This window comes from Marinobacter sp. 1_MG-2023 (assembly GCF_030549045.1).
In the GTDB taxonomy this organism is placed as follows: Bacteria; Pseudomonadota; Gammaproteobacteria; order Pseudomonadales; family Oleiphilaceae; genus Marinobacter.
Window position 1 is genome coordinate 412,065 of sequence record NZ_JAUOST010000003.1, and the last position, 16,578, is coordinate 428,642.

Annotated in this window: 16 protein-coding genes and 1 pseudogene; 9 read left to right on the top strand and 8 right to left on the bottom strand. The window is 55.2% G+C overall.

Features of this window, described 5'->3' with window-relative positions; all coding sequences use genetic code 11:
- Positions 1-40: 40 nt before the first annotated feature.
- On the top strand, positions 41-1,171 hold the full coding sequence (locus Q4606_RS11320) for an HD-GYP domain-containing protein (RefSeq protein ID WP_303607576.1): 1,131 nt from the start codon (positions 41-43) through the stop codon (positions 1,169-1,171).
- A 32-nt stretch (positions 1,172-1,203) separates the two neighbouring features.
- Here the strand turns inward: Q4606_RS11320 and fghA are convergent, their stop codons facing one another.
- Entirely contained in the window at positions 1,204-2,049 is an 846-nt protein-coding gene (fghA, locus tag Q4606_RS11325) for an S-formylglutathione hydrolase (RefSeq protein ID WP_303607577.1), read from the bottom strand.
- Between the two features lie 65 nt (positions 2,050-2,114).
- Positions 2,115-2,546 (bottom strand): CBS domain-containing protein, encoded by a 432-nt coding sequence (locus Q4606_RS11330; protein ID WP_303596862.1) that lies wholly within the window; start codon positions 2,544-2,546, stop codon positions 2,115-2,117.
- Between the two features lie 208 nt (positions 2,547-2,754).
- Between Q4606_RS11330 and Q4606_RS11335 the strand changes: the two genes are divergently transcribed.
- Positions 2,755-4,116: a sodium:alanine symporter family protein gene (locus Q4606_RS11335; RefSeq protein WP_303596861.1), complete on the top strand. Its 1,362-nt coding sequence runs from the start codon at positions 2,755-2,757 to the stop codon at positions 4,114-4,116.
- Positions 4,117-4,308: 192 nt separating this feature from the next.
- On the top strand, positions 4,309-4,962 hold the full coding sequence (locus tag Q4606_RS11340; protein WP_303596860.1) for a peroxiredoxin: 654 nt from the start codon (positions 4,309-4,311) through the stop codon (positions 4,960-4,962).
- A gap of 75 nt (positions 4,963-5,037) precedes the next feature.
- Here the strand turns inward: Q4606_RS11340 and Q4606_RS11345 are convergent, their stop codons facing one another.
- The 5 genes from Q4606_RS11345 to Q4606_RS11365 all read right to left on the bottom strand — a co-directional run bounded on the left by Q4606_RS11345 (position 5,038) and on the right by Q4606_RS11365 (position 10,112).
- Positions 5,038-5,820: a MetQ/NlpA family ABC transporter substrate-binding protein gene (locus tag Q4606_RS11345; protein ID WP_303607578.1), complete on the bottom strand. Its 783-nt coding sequence runs from the start codon at positions 5,818-5,820 to the stop codon at positions 5,038-5,040.
- Between the two features lie 227 nt (positions 5,821-6,047).
- Positions 6,048-6,713, bottom strand: a complete 666-nt coding sequence (locus tag Q4606_RS11350; RefSeq protein WP_100687464.1) for a methionine ABC transporter permease — start codon at positions 6,711-6,713, stop codon at positions 6,048-6,050.
- A complete protein-coding gene (locus Q4606_RS11355; RefSeq protein ID WP_303607579.1) occupies positions 6,713-7,720 on the bottom strand; it encodes a methionine ABC transporter ATP-binding protein in 1,008 nt (335 codons plus the stop codon). The genes Q4606_RS11350 and Q4606_RS11355 overlap by 1 nt, the downstream gene beginning before the upstream one ends.
- 124 nt (positions 7,721-7,844) lie before the next feature.
- A complete protein-coding gene (locus Q4606_RS11360) occupies positions 7,845-8,477 on the bottom strand; it encodes a hypothetical protein (RefSeq protein ID WP_303596857.1) in 633 nt (210 codons plus the stop codon).
- Positions 8,478-8,624: 147 nt separating this feature from the next.
- Positions 8,625-10,112 (bottom strand): amidase, encoded by a 1,488-nt coding sequence (locus Q4606_RS11365; protein WP_303607580.1) that lies wholly within the window; start codon positions 10,110-10,112, stop codon positions 8,625-8,627.
- A gap of 52 nt (positions 10,113-10,164) precedes the next feature.
- Between Q4606_RS11365 and Q4606_RS11370 the strand changes: the two genes are divergently transcribed.
- Together Q4606_RS11370 and Q4606_RS11375 are read left to right on the top strand one after the other, a co-directional pair.
- On the top strand, positions 10,165-11,304 hold the full coding sequence (locus Q4606_RS11370) for a transglycosylase SLT domain-containing protein (protein WP_303607581.1): 1,140 nt from the start codon (positions 10,165-10,167) through the stop codon (positions 11,302-11,304).
- The gene (locus tag Q4606_RS11375) at positions 11,295-12,062 is read left to right on the top strand and encodes a TSUP family transporter (protein WP_303596854.1); all 768 of its coding nucleotides are present in this window, start codon (positions 11,295-11,297) and stop codon (positions 12,060-12,062) included. Before Q4606_RS11370 ends, Q4606_RS11375 begins: the two co-directional genes overlap by 10 nt.
- 17 nt (positions 12,063-12,079) lie before the next feature.
- Here Q4606_RS11375 and Q4606_RS11380 read toward each other — a convergent pair whose 3' ends face one another.
- Positions 12,080-14,428 (bottom strand): diguanylate cyclase, encoded by a 2,349-nt coding sequence (locus tag Q4606_RS11380; protein ID WP_303607582.1) that lies wholly within the window; start codon positions 14,426-14,428, stop codon positions 12,080-12,082.
- A 195-nt stretch (positions 14,429-14,623) separates the two neighbouring features.
- On the opposite strand from Q4606_RS11380, the gene Q4606_RS11385 reads away from it, so the two are divergent.
- From Q4606_RS11385 to Q4606_RS11400, 4 genes and pseudogenes are all read left to right on the top strand, one after another.
- Positions 14,624-15,442, top strand: a complete 819-nt coding sequence (locus Q4606_RS11385) for a MotA/TolQ/ExbB proton channel family protein (RefSeq protein ID WP_303607583.1) — start codon at positions 14,624-14,626, stop codon at positions 15,440-15,442.
- The gene (locus Q4606_RS11390; protein WP_303596851.1) at positions 15,429-15,824 is read left to right on the top strand and encodes a biopolymer transporter ExbD; all 396 of its coding nucleotides are present in this window, start codon (positions 15,429-15,431) and stop codon (positions 15,822-15,824) included. The genes Q4606_RS11385 and Q4606_RS11390 overlap by 14 nt, the downstream gene beginning before the upstream one ends.
- On the top strand, positions 15,821-16,231 hold the full coding sequence (locus tag Q4606_RS11395; protein WP_303607584.1) for a biopolymer transporter ExbD: 411 nt from the start codon (positions 15,821-15,823) through the stop codon (positions 16,229-16,231). Before Q4606_RS11390 ends, Q4606_RS11395 begins: the two co-directional genes overlap by 4 nt.
- A pseudogene (locus tag Q4606_RS11400) lies at positions 16,228-16,578 on the top strand (energy transducer TonB); the annotation flags it as partial. The gene Q4606_RS11395 and the pseudogene Q4606_RS11400, both read left to right, overlap by 4 nt.

A 16,578-nucleotide genomic window follows, 5' to 3' on the forward strand; every position in this document is an offset into this window, starting at 1 on the left:
GTAATAAAACTGTACACATTCGCCATGCAGGAATCAGATTTTGAGTGACCTCGTTCGAATAGCCCCCGGCGCCCTAACCATAGGCCGTCCATTGCCATGGGACGTGTATGACGCCGAAGGTAACGTGCTGCTGTGCCAGGGCTATGTGATTCAGACCGATTCACAGCTCGAACAGCTTTTTGAGCGTGGTCTTTTCAAGCCGCGGACTATTGAGTTACCTGAGGCAGACAACGAGGTATCCGGGGACGAGACAGAATGCAACCCGTTTACCAGCTACCCGGGTTATCTTCACGCGCTGGAGAAAACCCTGGCGACTATAGCCAATGGCGAGCCGGAAGCACGTAAACACATACAGGACCTGGCACATACTCTGGAGCAGGCCTGTAAAAGTGCGCCGGATTCAAGCCTGGCCCTGATACACCTCTACTCTGTCGGCCCCACCATCCATGAGCAGATCATTTTTTACGCCATTCTCTGCCAGCTGATCGCCCGTCAGTTCGGGCTTGATGAACAACGTATCCCTTTATTGACAGAAGCCGCCCTGAGCGGAAACCTTGCCCTGGTACCCGTAGCCGACAAGCTCAATGCCTTCAACAAAGTGCTCAGCAAGGAACAGAGGGACGTTATTCGCAAGCATCCCGAAAGGAGCATCCGCGCGTTGAGAGCGGTAGGTATTGAGAACGAGCTGTTGTTTACTATCATCGCTCAACACCATGAGCAGGCGGATGGCAGTGGTTATCCGGACGGCCTGAGCGGTGCAGATATCCGGCCCGAGGCGGAAATCCTCGCGCTGGCGGAACGCTACGTAGCCATGATCACAAAACGCGCTTACCGCAAGCGAATGAACGTTACAGCCGCGCGCAAACTGATCGCGAACCTGGCAGATGGCAGTTTCCGGCCCGCACTTCCTAAAGCTCTTCTGCATATTCTGGGCGAGTACCCGCCCGGAACTCTGGTGCGGCTGGAAAACAACGAAGTCTGCGTGATCACCCGCAGGCCATTGCGCACGCTGGGGCCTTTTGCGCAGGTTGTCCTGGATTCTTCGGGAGCCAGCTGCGACACCCGTCAGGAGCGTGATACCAGCATACCGGAGTTCAACATCATGGCGCTGGAAGAGCCTGATATCATGCCGTCGATGAACTTCAGCCGGATCTGGGGCTTCCCGGACTGAACCGGGTTCACCCAATTAGCCCGATGAATCGCTCAGACCAGGCCCAGCGCCTTGGCGTGGTGAGCGATATGTTCATCAATAAATGAGGCTATAAAGAAATAGCTGTGATCGTAGCCTTTTCGCATCCGCAGGTTGATGGGATGATTATGCATTTCACACGCCTTTACCAGCGCTTCCGGATTCAGCTGGCTTTCCAGAAAACCGTCTGCCGTTCCCTGGTCGATCAACAGAGGCAAGCGCTCACCGGCTTTCGGAATCAGCAAAGTAGCATCCCACTCTTCCCAGCTCGCCGAATCACCCCCGAGGTACCCTTCGAATGCCTTTTGCCCCCAGGGGCAAACGGTTGGATGGGCAATAGGCGCAAATGCTGAAACAGACACATAGCGACCTGGATTGCGGAGCGTGCATATCAATGCGCCATGGCCACCCATGGAGTGACCGCTGATGCAGCGCTTGCCGGTTAGTGGGAGCTCACTTTCAACCAGTTGCGGAAGCTCTTTAACCACGTAGTCGTACATTCGGTAGTGGGGCGCCCAGGGCTGCTGGGTGGCATTGATATAGAATCCGGCCCCGCTTCCAAAATCATAGCTGTCATCTTCTCCCGGCAGGTTAACACCACGCGGGCTGGTATCCGGGCAAATAATGGCCATGCCCAGTTCCGCTGCCTTCTTCTGGGCACCGGCTTTCTCCATGAAATTCTGATCCGTGCATGTCAGCCCGGATAGCCACCAGAGCGCCGGTACTTTTTGTGGGTTCGGCCCCACCGCAGCCGGGGGCAGATACACGGCAAATTCCATCGTGCACTCAAGCACCGCAGATCTATGTCGGTAGCGGCGATGCTCCCCGTCAAAACTGACGTTAGTGGATAATAACTCCATAGTGTCCCCTTTAAAGTGCGCCTTAAAAATGCGGCCTGGATGTACGAGTTGCGAATGCAATCTGATCAGTCGTCTTCGCCTTTGCGCTTCGAAAGCTCAAGCCCACAACCGATGCGGGCCAGCTCGGCCAGCACAGCCGTGCGAGTGACAATGCCAATGAGCTTTCCATGATCCACAACCGGATACACTTTTGGCTTGCCAGACCCAAGCTTCTGGGCGAGGTCAACAATGGCCATGTCAGGAGAAATCGCCAAAGGTTCACGAAACATGACATCGTCTACAACCGGGTCGCCCTCGCAGTGATAATTGCTCACCAGCAGTGAGTGGATGCAGTCCTGTTCAGACACAAAACCCAGCAAACGTCGATTTGCATCGACTACCGGCAGCCCGGAGATGTGATGCTCCAGCAGCGCCTTGACTACCTCGGTGAGCGGCGTCCCGCATCGAACCGGCTCAATATGATTGGACATGACATCAGAAACTTTGAGCGCACTCATCAGTAACTCCTCACCTTTCTGGTTGATCCAACAGCACCAAGCGGCGCTATATCCTCTACCTTACTGTAAACATAGGCAATAGGCGCCTAATCCTCAATTTTCATCAGCTGACAGTTTACAGACAGCAATATCCGACTAAACTCAGCCGGTTATAGCCCTTCGGGGCAGAGTCACATCTTTAAACCATGGCATACACAAGGGGGCTCCCATGGAAGCCATTGAAAACATTATAGGCACGATCAACGGGCTGGTCTGGGGGCCGCCCATGCTGGTGCTTATTCTTGGTGTAGGGCTGTTTTTAAGTCTCGGCCTGAAACTTATGCCAATACTCAAGCTAGGTGCTGGCTTCCGCCAGATGTGGAAAGGCCGCAGCGCGGCAGATGCAGAATCTGATGGCGACATCCCGCCGTTTCAGGCGCTGATGACAGCCCTGTCTGCAACAGTCGGAACAGGCAATATTGCCGGCGTAGCGACGGCTGTCTTCCTCGGCGGGCCAGGCGCCCTGTTCTGGATGTGGTTGACCGCCCTGGTGGGTATGGCAACAAAATACTCCGAAGCGGTCCTCGCTGTGCGCTTCCGCGAGGTAGATGAGCGCGGCTCTTATGTCGGCGGTCCCATGTATTACATTCGCAACGGTCTTGGCAAAAAATGGGCCTGGCTGGGCGTGCTCTTTGCCATTTTTGCAGCCATTGCAGGGTTCGGGATTGGTAATACTGTTCAGGCCAATTCAGTCGCAGATGTCATGGAAGCGACATTTGGTCTGCCACACTGGCTCTCTGGCGTCGTCCTGATGGTTCTGGTGGGACTGGTACTGATTGGAGGCATTCGCCGTATCGGGCAGGTAGCAAGTGCACTGGTACCGCTAATGGCGCTGTCATATCTGCTCGCAGGCCTGGTTGTTCTGGCACTTAATTTTGCCGATATCCCTGCCGCGTTTGAACTGATCTTCAAACATGCCTTCAGTCCGATAGCCGCAGAGGGTGGTTTTGCCGGTGCAGCGGTGTGGGCGGCCATAAGGTTTGGCGTGGCCCGGGGCGTCTTTTCCAACGAAGCCGGCCTCGGCTCCGCCCCTATCGCCCATGCTGCAGCACAAACCAAAAACCCGATAAACCAGGGCATGGTGGCTATGTTGGGGACCTTCATTGACACCATCATCATTTGTACGATCACAGGTCTGGTTATCATTACCTCCGGCGTCTGGACGTCTGGCGAATCCGGCGCGGCGCTCACTTCGATGGCGTTCTCTGAAGCACTTCCGGGGGTTGGCGATTATGTGGTGGCAATAGCCCTGGCCGTCTTTGCCTTTACCACCTTGCTGGGCTGGTCATTCTACGGCGAGAGGAGCGTCGAGTTTCTGTTCGGGGTGAAAGCCATCGTGCCTTATCGGGTTGCCTGGATTCTTGCCATCCCCGTTGGTGCAACCGTAAACCTGGGCCTGATCTGGCTTATAGCCGACACACTCAACGCCATGATGGCACTACCAAACCTGATTGCTCTCTTACTCCTCAGCCCTGTGGTATTCACGCTGACCAAGGAGCACTTTGAGCAGAAAAAGGCGGTGGGCCGTTAAAGGAACCCTGATACGCCAGCGAGTGTAACAGCTGGCTAACAGGCCGGTGCCGGATGAGATGAATCAACTGACCCTTGTAATCCCATCCTCCGGCACCAATGATTCTCGTATACACTCAGTAAATGGGTTCGGCAGTTTGCTTGCCGGAATTTCGAACAACGCTTTAAAAAGCAGCATCGAAGGAGAGCGAATATGAGTTTACGTCTAGGCGATACCGCACCAGATTTCGAACAGGACTCCAGTGAAGGAAAGATTTCCTTTCACGAGTGGTTAGGAAACGGCTGGGGTGTGCTGTTCTCCCACCCTGCAGACTTCACTCCGGTGTGCACCACAGAACTTGGGCTGACAGCCAAGCTCAAAGAGGAGTTTGCACAGCGTAACGTTAAAGCCATCGCACTGAGCGTTGATCCGGTTGACTCCCACCATGAGTGGATCAAGGACATCAACGAAACCCAGGGTTGCGCAGTCAACTTCCCGATCATAGCCGACCATGACGGCAAGGTCGCCGAGCTGTACGACATGATCCATCCCAACGCGGACAGCACACTGACTGTACGTTCGCTATTTGTGATTGATCCGAACAAGAAAGTTCGTCTGATCATCACTTACCCGGCCAGCACCGGTCGTAACTTCAATGAAGTTTTGCGAGTGATCGATTCCCTGCAACTAACCGACGAACACAAGGTCGCGACTCCGGGCAACTGGGAACGCGGTGGCGACGTTGTTATCGTGCCGTCACTTCAGGACGAAGATGAGATCAAGCAGCGCTTCCCGAAAGGCTACAAGAAGGTGAAATCCTACCTGCGGATGACACCGGACCCCACAGCCAACTGGAGCGGTGATTAATCACCAGTTCTGATTGCGGAATAAAAAATGCCGGGCAGCTTAAGCTGTCCGGCATTTTTTTGGCTTTCGTTCTTATCAGAATGCTGGAACGACAGCGCCTTCGTATTGCTTCTTGATGAACTCACGAACCTCCTCAGACTTCAGTGCCTTCGCCAGTTTCTTCATGGCCTCGCTGTCCTTGTTGTCAGGACGGGCAACCAGAATGTTCACATACGGAGACTCGGAACCTTCGATGATCAGTGCATCCTCAGACGGGTTCAGGCCGGCTTCCAGTGCGTAGTTGGTGTTGATGAGCGCCACATCTACCTGGCCAAGAATCCGCGGTAATGTTGCAGCTTCCAGTTCCTTGAAGTCGAGATCTTTCGGGTTGTCAGCGATATCACGAGGCGTTGCAGTGATTTTGCTGCCTTCCTTAAGGGTGATTACGCCAGCTTTCTGCAGCAGCAGAAGGGCGCGCCCACCATTGGTGGGGTCGTTCGGAATGGCGATGACTGCGCCTTCTTTCAGGTCGTCCAGAGAGTCAATTTTGTTGGAATAGGCGCCAAACGGCTCAACGTGAACGCCGGTGACCGTAACCAGGTTGGTGCCACGGCCGTCATTGAACTCATCCAGGTACGGCTGGTGCTGGAAAAAGTTGGCATCCATACCCTTCTGATCCACCTGGATGTTGGGCTGGATGTAGTCGGTGAAGACTTTTACTTCCAGTTCTACACCCTGTTCCGCCAGCTTCGGCTTCACGAATTCCAGCAGTTCTGCGTGTGGAACCGGCGTTGCAGCAACGGACAGCTTCTCAGCGGATACCGCAGCGGAAAAAACGGATGCAGCAGCCAGTGCTACCAAGGCTTTTTTGAGGTTCATCTAATTCTCTCCTGTTCGTGGTCACTCGGTTATTTAAAGCAGAATTGTTCATGGCATCCGCTCGGGTGACGGCGTGCTTCCCGAAAAACGCCCGTAAATACATCCATGTAGGGCTCGGTCGCGCCATCCCTGGCGCTCCACGTTTTCGGGAAGCACGCCGTCACCCAAGCTCATTTCTGACGTGTCTTCTGAGGGTTGTGCCATCACGTGGCCTACCCAAAACTGAACTACTTACGGCTGAAATAAAGCACCAGACGGTCACCCACCATCTGCAACACTTGTACGAAGATCACCAACAGAGCCACAGTGATGACCATCACATCGGTCTGAAACCGCTGATAACCAAAACGGATGGCCAGGTCACCCAGACCGCCACCGCCAATAACGCCAGACATAGCAGCATAGGAAACCAGCGTAATCGCAGTGACCGTAATGCCAGCGATGATGCCCGGAAGCGCCTCCGGCAGCAAGGCACCAAAAATGATCTGGCGCACGTTGGCGCCCATGGCTTGCGTGGCTTCAATAATGCCCCGGTCAACTTCCCGCAGGGATGTCTCCACCAGCCTGGCAAAGAAGGGTGCACCGCCGGCCACCAGCGGAGGGATGGCACCTGCAACGCCAAGAGACGTGCCGATCAGCATCACGGTGAACGGGATCATCACAATCAAAAGGATGATGAAGGGCACGGAACGCAGCACGTTCACGACAAATGAGAGCACGGCGTAAGCTACCGGCTGTTCCAGCAACTGGCGCTTGCCAGTCAGGAACAGCAAAACACCAATCGGCAGGCCGGCCAGGACACTGAACAGCAGAGACATACCCACCATCACCAGGGTATCCCAGCTCGCTATGCCGATCTCTGGCCAGTCCACGTTACTCAATAAAGCTTCCATCAGCGCAGGACCTCCACGTGAACATCGGCCGCATCAAGCGCACTCATGGCAACCTCCAGATCCCCGCCCACCAACGACAGGGTCAACTGGCCATAGGGCGTATCTTTTATATGATCAATACGCCCTGAGAGGATGCTGAAATCCACCCCCGATGCGCGTGCAACGCTGCCCAGTAATGGCTGGTAGGTCGACTCTCCCTTGAACGTCAGGCGCAGGATACGACCATTAGCCTTTTGCAGGTCTTGCTGGCGCTCGTCGCTGTCAGTGTTTTCACTTTCGAATACGAAATCCCGGGTGGTAGGGTGCTTCGGGTGAAGGAAGACATCGCTCACAGCGCCCATTTCTACCACACGGCCACCGTCCATCACCGCAACCCGGTCGCACACCCGGCGCACCACGTCCATCTCATGAGTGATGAGTACAATTGTGAGGCCCAGCTCCTTGTTGATCTCCGCCAACAATCGCAACACTGACTGGGTGGTTTGTGGATCCAGGGCACTGGTGGCTTCGTCACACAGTAAAATTGTCGGCCTGCAGGCCAACGCGCGGGCAATACCAACGCGTTGCTTCTGGCCACCGGAAAGTTGGGAAGGGTATTTGTCGGCATGATCCGTGAGGCTGACGCGGGCCAGCAGTTCCTGCACACGATCCCGGATTTCCGCTTTGGAATAGATACCCGCCAGCTTCATCGGGAAGGCGATGTTATCCGACACGGTTTTTGAAGATAACAGGTTAAAATGCTGGAATATCATCCCGACTTTACGGCGAAACGCTCGAAGTTCCGCTGCGCTATACCGGGTGATGTTCTCATCATCAATCAGAATACTGCCGCCGGTGGGCGGCTCCAGCAGATTAATCAGGCGCACCAGGGTGGATTTTCCCGCCCCGGAATGCCCGACAATACCGAATACCTCGCCGGTTTCGATGGTCATATCGGTCGGGTACAGCGCGGGGATCTCCCGGCCGCCCACCTGATACGACTTCTGTACCTGGTCAAATACAATCACGGTCAGCGCCTTGTGGGTGCAGGATTAAGGCCGGCGATTATAGACTATTCGCCTGCCAAACCCGAATCCGGGTTTTCCCTACACCCCGCACCCGCCATGCTGGTTCGCTACAGGCGTATAGCCCTCAGTGCAACGCCCGCAGTTGCCGTGGATACAACGCAGCACTTACCTCCGGCTCTTCGAGAAGATCGGCCAGTTCAAGATCAACGTCTGATTCTTCACCATGCTCCGGCAAAGGCTCAAACAATGTACTGAGCCAGGATGCGACCGACGGCTCTTCATCACGCTTGTAATCCGTAGACAGGGCTTTGATGCGGCGGAAGCCTATGATGCGCTGATGCTTCGGATCCCGGATCTGCTCAAATCCACGCCAGTAGACGTGATCCCGGGTATGAAGCTGCACAAACAAGGTGTCTATCGGCTCATTGGGCTCATCTCCGGTGCTGTCTGACGACATTCCAGGACTGTCTTCAGAAGCTTCAGAGCCGTCATCTTCAGCGACCTCTTTCTTTTTGTGCCGGATAGTTGTCCAGGCGGGATAGAGAACCGCCACAGCGTCCGCTTCTACATGCTCGCGGGCAGCACGGAGGATCAACCCCCAGCGCGCCTTGTCGGCATCGGTTTCAAGTGAGTTGATGGGCAAGTCATAGCTTTGTTCATCGGCCAGAACAATCGCCATCATCGGAGCATCAAGCTCTCCCATGGCTTCTGCCTGTGCTACTGATACCAGTTCATCGATTGCCATCGGTTGGTTCATAATACGCTCGCCTCCTCGATGCCATCAGGATATATCAGGAAGATGGTCTCCCTGATACACAGCATAGCCTGTTAAGCATACAAAGATAAACGTGAGCCTGACATCAACGGATCACAACCCGTTAAATGCCCGTTATCCGTTCGCAGTCTAAAAGGCATTATCAAGTCGCTCGTAATAACCAAACCAGGGCGCTGCTTCCTCCAGCTGCGCCGCCAGTTGCAGCAATACGCCCTCACCACCATGCGGAGCACCCAGCTGCACGCCGACCGGAAGCCCCCCGGCGGTCCAGTGCAAGGGCACCGACATGGCTGGGGTTCCGGTAAGATTGGCCAATTGGGTAAATGGCGTCCGGGCCAGGCTCTCCATAGCCATCTGATCCACCTGACCACTGCGGTGAAGCATTTTCCCGGCCTTGAGGCCAAGCATTAGCTTTGCTGCCAGCTTAAGGTAAGACGGAGTCTCCAGCTCACCGATGCGGGCTGGCATCTGACCGGTAGTCGGGCAAAGGTAGAGATCGTATCCCCTGAAAAATGCCCCCAGCGCCCGCGCAAATTCGTTCCACTGCTGGCGGCGAAGCACGTAGTCTGACAGCGGCATGCTGTTACCCAGCATGCCGAGCAGACGGGTGTCCAATTCGAAATCGCTGTCAACGGCACCAAACTGCGCTTTGGCTTTCGCCATCAGGGCAGACACTTCACCAAAGTAGAGACCGAGATAACAGCGGGCTAATGCCATGCCGTCGAATTCCGGCCGCGCATACTCAACCTTGTGCCCCAGGTTTTCCAGAATCCGCGCCGTTTCTTCAACACCGGCGATACACTCAGGAGCTACGTCGGTATCGAACGGAGACGATGTAAACACACCGATTTTCAGGCTACCTGGTGATTTCTGCATGAGATCAGAGTATGCGGAACCGGGCCCTGGGATAACAAACGGATCACCGCAGGCATTACCGCTAAGCACATCCAGCATTCCGGCGCTGTCACGCACCGTGCGAGTGACCACATGATCCGTAGAAGCACCGGTCCAGGACTCTCCCATCAAGGGGCCGCTAGAAATACGACCGCGAGATGGCTTGAGCCCAAACAATCCATTGTAAGCTGCCGGTATTCGGATAGAGCCCCCGCCATCGTTAGCGCCGGCCATAGGCACGATACCCGCGGCGGCTGCAGCACCGGAACCACCACTTGATCCTCCAGGGGTAAGATCCGTACTCCAGGGGTTCCGCGACGGCCCCCACAACTCCGATTCCGTAATGGCCTTGAGGCCAAATTCCGGTGTTGCTGTCCGTCCCAGAAAAACCAGCCCACCTTCACGAGCACGGCGCACAAATTCTGAGTCCTGGGGCGCTATGTTGTTTTTAAAGCTACGGCTACCCAGAGTAGAGGGTCGGCCAGCCTGTTCTTGCGCCAGGTCCTTGAGCAGCATAGGAACACCGGCGAACGCACCCTGCTCAGGAAAACCCTGCGCCAAAGCCTCGGAGAACTGGGGGAAGCAGATTGCGTTAAGTGAACTGTTTACAGAGGTTGCCCGTTCCACCGCAGCCTCGCATACTTCCCTGGAGGTCACTTCGCCTCGGCGTATGAGATCAGCCAACGCCGTGGCATCGTAATGAAGATACTCAGATTGCTTCATAGTAGCGTCCATTTGTTATTGTGATGCCCGGGATACCACGGACACGTCGCTTATGAGCTCAAGATTCGCAAGCTTACGCCAGCTTGTTCTGACTTTCACCCTGACCACTTTGGTGCAAGCACCAGTGCTGGCCGAAGAGAATCAAGCCGGGACTGAAAGTGATCAAACCTCAGGCTGGACAGCCATAGTACGGGGCTCGCCTTACTGGGTAAGCCAGGGCGTTTATCAGAACATTCTCACCATACGGCGCTGGGTTCTGAGAGAATCGGGTTATTGCTCCAGCCCTGAACGCCATATTCTGTTCGACATGCGTGGGCAGTTCCTGGGCTGGATCAGTGACGGCGCCGATCGCGCAACCACCCAGAAGCGCCTGAACGATACCCGCCAGTCACTGCACGAAAAAGGGCGCACGGAGGAATGGATTGCCGGCGACGCCGATACCAATGGCTATCCGTTTGCTCTCGCCTGTGACCAGCCTCATGTCAATCTGGACCTCTCCGTTGGCCGCTACCTGGGCGCTCAAGGCACGGATCTTGTCTGGGGCGCCTGGGATGACCTTTCCTTCGCAAGTCGCGAACAGCCAGGCTCACTGCACGATGCGCTAATGTATATTGTCCAACGCCGAAGCGAGCAAAACCGCTTTACTCTGCCAGCGGTTTTACCCAGGTACCTGGCCGGGCAAATCCTGATTGAAAGCGGCGGACAGGCAAGAGCGCACTCTCAAGCAAACGCAAAGGGCATTCTCCAGCTTTCGCCCTCCGCATTGAATGACTGCCAAATAAAACCCCAGAACTACTGGCACCGGCTGGCGCAAATGGATTGCGCGCTGCGCCTGATGCATCAGAATGCCCGCAACCTGCAGCCGATTTTCGACGAACGTTTTGGTCACCTGCCGGAAAGCAAGCGCCATGAGCTGTTTGTACTGTTGCTGGTTCAGGCCTACCACGGCGGTGCAGGCCGCGTTCAGGCGCTTCTTGATGACGAGATTCTGGCCAAACCAGCAGAATATTTTGCCGCCAACCACGAACGTTTTACCGCCGGCGATATAGCGTTTGGCATGGTGTTTCACAACCTGGGCCGGGACAGGCTGGGGCTGGCGTCGCTGTATTATGTAGCCGACGTACAATTGGCAACCGAAGCCTTGTGCCGAACGCCACAGCTCAAACCCACGGAATTCTGCGCGTGGAAATAGCTCTGCTCCCGGAAAGCCTGAGCTTTTCAGTGGCACTTTTCCTACTGGCAAGCTCTGTTATCACATCGATGATTACCGCCAGCCTGGGCGCCGGCGGAGGCGTTCTTCTGCTGATCCTGATGGCTACATGGATGCCGGCGGCAGCAATCGTTCCCGTTCATGGCATGATTCAACTGGGCTCCAACGGCGGCCGGGCGATACTGACGTGGAGGCATATCGATTGGCGGACCATTGCAGCTTTCATACCTGGCGTTATCCTGGGCGCAGCAACAGGAGCCTGGTTATTGGTAAGCCTGCCCGCCTACCTTTGGCAGCTGACCATAGCGGTATTCGTGCTCTATCTGTGCTGGGGGCCGGCTCTGCCCAAAGGAGCTTTCGGTTCTGCCGGGATATTTATTGCATCCACACTCACCAGCTTTGTCAGCCTTTTCGTGGGGGCTACAGGCCCGTTGGTGGCCGCATTCATTAAGCAGATTCATGTGGATCGCTTCCGCACCGTCGCAACCTTTGCCACAGCGATGGTTTTGCAGCATGCGCCCAAAGCCCTGGTGTTCGGTGTGACGGGTTTTGTCTTTACAGATTGGCTGGTGTTTATACTCGCCATGACAGCATGCGGTTTTGCCGGCACCTGGATTGGTCTGCGCCTTCTGAACCGGCTCAACAACCGCTGGTTCAGCAAAGCCCTGAATATTGTACTTACCTTGCTCGCTCTGCGCTTGTTGTGGCAAGCAAGCGCGGCAGCAACCGGGTGGACCTGAATACCCGACTTTTATCGCTACGTCTGCTCTGTCGCAAGCACCACTTCAACCCGGTTCCGGCCATTTGCTTTGGCAAGGTAAGCAGCCTCATCGGCCCGGGCAATAACGCTTTTGGGTTCGCGATCCACGACAAGCAGTTCCGTCATACCAATACTGGCCGTAACTCCAAACATGCGGCCATCCTGCTCTAGCTTAAGGGCTTCAACACCGGCACGGATACCTTCGGCAAGAGTTTTTGCCCGGGCCAAACCACAGGCAGGGAGGATGATACCAAATTCGTCACCACCCAGCCGGGCAACGGTGTCAGACTGGCGCACCGGCTCCTTGAACAGTTCAGCGAGGCGCCGCAGCAATTCGTCGCCGAGCAGATGCCCGCCCTCATCATTCACCGGTTTGAAGTAGTCGAGATCAATGAGCATCAACACAGAGCTTACTTCCTGATGCGCCGATTCGCTCAGGCACTTATTGAGCGAAGCGTTAAAAGCACGACGATTCAGTAGTTGCGTCAGGCTGTCATGGGTAGCTTCCCAGGAAAGCCGCTCTTCCTCCCGCCTGCGTTCCGTGTCGTCCCGAAGCACAAACACCAGCCGCTCATTATGCCTGCCCTGGCGGATGTGAATCATGCTGAGATCGACATCAAACGCCTCGCCATTCCGGTTGCGGAGAGTAATGTAAAGGCTATCGAGATCATCACGCTCAAGAAACCACTCATGGGTGAGCGACTGCTCCTCGTGATCAATGCCTACCAGCTCAAACACATTTTTTCCCAGGTATTCCCCATCAGAACCGAGAAAGCGGCTCGCAGCGTGGTTGGCATAACGGATAACACCTCCAGTATCTGCCATCAACACACCATCCTGCATCACCCCCAGTATGTTTTCCGCTCTCTGCTGCTCGTCACGAAGCGCTTCTTCAACTTCCAGCTCATGGGAAATATCGCGGACAATAGTGATGGTACCCATGACTTTTTCCGGCGTTTCAAGGGCCGCAGTCATTACTTGGCACCAGACTGGCCGTTGGCTATTTGGCCCCTGCAGCCTGAAACGGTCACGAAATACCTCCTGATGCTCAAGCGAGTGTTGCCAGCCTGTTATAACAGCATCACGGTCTACATCCGAAACACAGTCAAACAGGTGGGTTCCACTCAGCTCGGCCATTTTCAACCCGAGAATACGTTCGAAAACAGGATTTACAAACTCGATGCGGCCCAGAACATCGGCCTGCACGATACCAATAGGTGCACCACGGGTGAGCGAACGGAAAAATGCCTCTCGCTCGGCGAGAGAACTCAGAACATCCTCACGCTCATCCATAACCATGTTGAATATGTCAGCAACCTGGCGGATCTCCGAACCACCTGAGCCACCCACCGGGCTGGTTCTTACACCCAGATGCCGCTCATGCACCTGTTGCCCAAGTTCCTGCAGCGGCGCCAGCAGGCGCCGAAAGCGCCACATGACAACAGGGACAACGAGCAGAATTACCGCCAGCAAAATCCAGAGAAAGGCATCTTTGGTGCGAGTCGCTGGTGCATAGGCTTCGCGGGCCGGCCAGACCGCTGCAACGAACCAGGGTACTTCTGCCATTTGTTGCACCGACAGAATGATACTTTCGCCGTCAATGTCGCGGGTTTGGGCCGTACCCTCAAATCCACCCAAAGCGTCCTGGAGCACCGGGTTGGCGCTTCTTATCGGTTGCATCACTTCACCTGTGCGACCATTGGCAAGAACGGTTCCATTACGGGCCACGATCGCCAGATAACCGGTTTTCCCAATGCGAACACCAGAAAACTCCTCAATAAGGTGCTCTCCGGCGAGCGCAATGGCTCCCCCGATCATTCCGATAAAGCGCTGATTGTGATCGAATATAGGGGCGGCCACCATCACGGCGGGCTTGCCTTGATAGTGTGAACGGTAGGGTTCACTGATAATCGGGGTAAGCTGTCCGGAAGCCTTGAGGAAATATGGACGACTACTGACATCCGTTCCGACAAGGTTGAAAATCTCCGGATACTCCGCGATCACTTTTCCCTTTGAATCAATCAGATAAACACCATCGAACAGATGCTGCAGCGCTGTCTGGCGACGCACCAGTATTTTCGCTCGCGTCCCGAAAGCCGTCTCGCTCATGGTGAACCCCTCGGCCACATGACTGAGTGCTTCGAGTCGCTGCGACAGTTTGTCGTCCAACTCTACCGCAACCAGCTGAGCAATCGTGGTTACCTGGTTTGCTGCCTGCTGCTCAAGCTCCGATCTGCTGAGGAGCGAGCCTGCAAGTGCAACCAGTAATGCGGTCAGAACAACAACACCCACAACCAGCAGCACAGCCCGGTTAACCAGACTACCAAGCCAACGGTTAATCAACACAAGAGGATTGCTCCGTTTCGCAGGGAAAAGGTGTAAATGGTAAGACCTCCGATTTCTGGTCAAATGCTTTTGCAAAGTGCGCTTTACAGAAATATGAACTTTACCAGAAGCCCGCGACCGGAATAATTACGCACTTGCAAACACAATGATAATCGTTATTATTTATATCTACTTTCAGTAAGAGCGATACCTATCATGAGCGATATTCTGGCGCCTCTCGGTCCCACGGTGACGGATGGCCCCCTCAGCCAACTGTTAGCCATGGGTGGCCCGGTAATGATGGTCCTGCTTGTCATGGCAGTACTGGGTCTTATCACATTTGTCTACGTGGTGCTTTTAGGCGCCCTCTGTGCACCCAGATTGTCAAAAAAACTTAAAAATATCATTACGCTTTGGCAACAGAACCCCACTGAGGTAAACCCGAAAGTGGTTCGCCAGCAAGCCAGCCGCTGGGCAAGGCTGAATCCGCTTCATCATCTCGTAACCAATACCATTGAGGCGCGACAGAACAACCAGGACGATCGGCAGGTTCGTGAGACTTCAGCGCGGGACGCCCAGCACGGGTTAGAACCCTTCGAGGCTCCACTGAAAATCATTGAAGTGATCGCGGCCCTTGCTCCCTTGCTTGGCCTCTTGGGAACCGTGATGGGCATGATGGAAGCCTTTAGCGCCATGGCCGCCACAGAAGGTCGGGCAAACGCATCTCAGTTGAGTGGTGGTATCTACGAAGCCCTGACCACAACGGCAGCTGGCCTTGTTGTTGCCATTCCATTCGCGGCTCTGGCTGCCTGGATAGAGTTTCGATTGCGGCGCATTCACAAGCTCGTCAACAGCACTCTGGTTTCGGTACTGAGTACGACACCGGAAGCGTTTATGGACCAGCAAGAACCTACCGGTGAAGCTGCAGTCGGCGCGCCAGTTCAGGCAACAGCCAAACGACAACGATCAGAATCACAAGACCAGAAAGAGTTTGAAACCCATAGCAGTCAACGTTTCGCCCATGCAACTGGTTGAACCTCGGCCCAACAGGCCAATACCCATTCGCATAACACCGCTGATTGACGTGGTGTTCATCCTGCTGGTGTTTTTTATGCTGACCAGCCGGCTGCTACCCGTGGATCACCTGGAACTTGCCAATAACACCGATGGTCGAAGCACGGTAACAGGCGAACCCTTACCTCTGCTGATCGTCACAGAAGGTGGCGAAATAGAGTGGCAGGAGCTCGCGCTTCCAATTGGCCAAATACTGCCTCAACTTCGCAGCGCCGGCATCTCCGAGGTAAACCTCACCACCGCACCCGGAACTCAGTTGAGTCTGTTCACATCAACGCTGGGTGAGCTGTCCCGCAATGGCATTCAAACCCACTGGAAACGGGCGACCGAAGAAACACCATGACCGAACTGGTTCCACCGCCTTCCACGTCTGGCAAGTCTTTGATGGAACGGGTGGAGGATGCTCTCCTGCCGCTCATCAATCTGGTTTTCCTGTTGTTGATGTTTTTCATAGTTGCCGGGCAGCTTGCAGACGATCCTTTGCCTGACCTACCGGCTACGCCTGCGAGTGCCGAGCAGCAATCGCCCCATGCCGACCTGTTCGTGGACGCACAGGGCCGCTGGCGAGCAGGCGGTGAAACACTGGATGCGCAAACACTGCTACAACATCTGCCAGAACCAGACGCACAGAACCCACTGAAGATCGCTGCGGCCAGCACCATTGCCATGGCCGACCTTGAGGCCCTGTTGCGTAAGTTGGAGCAGGGTGGTTTCGAAGAAATAATGCTGCTTACGGAGCCAGAAACGTGAAGGATACCGGACGCGCTGCGCGCCTGGGACTGCTGGCAATCGCCATCGTGCTCAGTGCCGGTATTCTTCTGGCCGCCATACCCGACAAACCCCTGGAGATTCACCAGTTAGGCAATGCGGCAGTCAATACCGCGCCCGCTATCAAGATCTCGCTTGCAGGAAAAACAGCGCCTGCGCCTGCAGAGAAAGCTGAAGCTGTGCAGGAAAAAAAGCCAGAACCAAAACCTGAAACCCAGCCAACACCCACTCCAGAGCCAAAGCCAGAGCCAGAGCCAGAGCCAGAGCCAGAGCCAGAGCCAGAGCCAGAGCCAGAGCCAGAGCCAGAGCCAGAGCCCTGTATCTTAAAA

Bases quoted from the DNA above. Each gene is read 5' to 3' on its own strand.
- Q4606_RS11395 (WP_303607584.1), top strand. From the start codon at position 15,821: ATGACCGAACTGGTTCCACCGCCTTCCACGTCTGGCAAGTCTTTGATG.
- Q4606_RS11340 (WP_303596860.1), top strand. From the start codon at position 4,309: ATGAGTTTACGTCTAGGCGATACCGCACCAGATTTCGAACAGGACTCC.
- Q4606_RS11365 (WP_303607580.1), bottom strand. From the start codon at position 10,112: ATGAAGCAATCTGAGTATCTTCATTACGATGCCACGGCGTTGGCTGAT.
- Q4606_RS11345 (WP_303607578.1), bottom strand. From the start codon at position 5,820: ATGAACCTCAAAAAAGCCTTGGTAGCACTGGCTGCTGCATCCGTTTTT.
- fghA (WP_303607577.1), bottom strand. From the start codon at position 2,049: ATGGAGTTATTATCCACTAACGTCAGTTTTGACGGGGAGCATCGCCGC.
- Q4606_RS11390 (WP_303596851.1), top strand. From the start codon at position 15,429: ATGCAACTGGTTGAACCTCGGCCCAACAGGCCAATACCCATTCGCATA.
- Q4606_RS11360 (WP_303596857.1), bottom strand. From the start codon at position 8,477: ATGAACCAACCGATGGCAATCGATGAACTGGTATCAGTAGCACAGGCA.
- Q4606_RS11335 (WP_303596861.1), top strand. From the start codon at position 2,755: ATGGAAGCCATTGAAAACATTATAGGCACGATCAACGGGCTGGTCTGG.
- Q4606_RS11370 (WP_303607581.1), top strand. From the start codon at position 10,165: ATGAGCTCAAGATTCGCAAGCTTACGCCAGCTTGTTCTGACTTTCACC.
- Q4606_RS11385 (WP_303607583.1), top strand. From the start codon at position 14,624: ATGAGCGATATTCTGGCGCCTCTCGGTCCCACGGTGACGGATGGCCCC.
- Q4606_RS11330 (WP_303596862.1), bottom strand. From the start codon at position 2,546: ATGAGTGCGCTCAAAGTTTCTGATGTCATGTCCAATCATATTGAGCCG.
- Q4606_RS11350 (WP_100687464.1), bottom strand. From the start codon at position 6,713: ATGGAAGCTTTATTGAGTAACGTGGACTGGCCAGAGATCGGCATAGCG.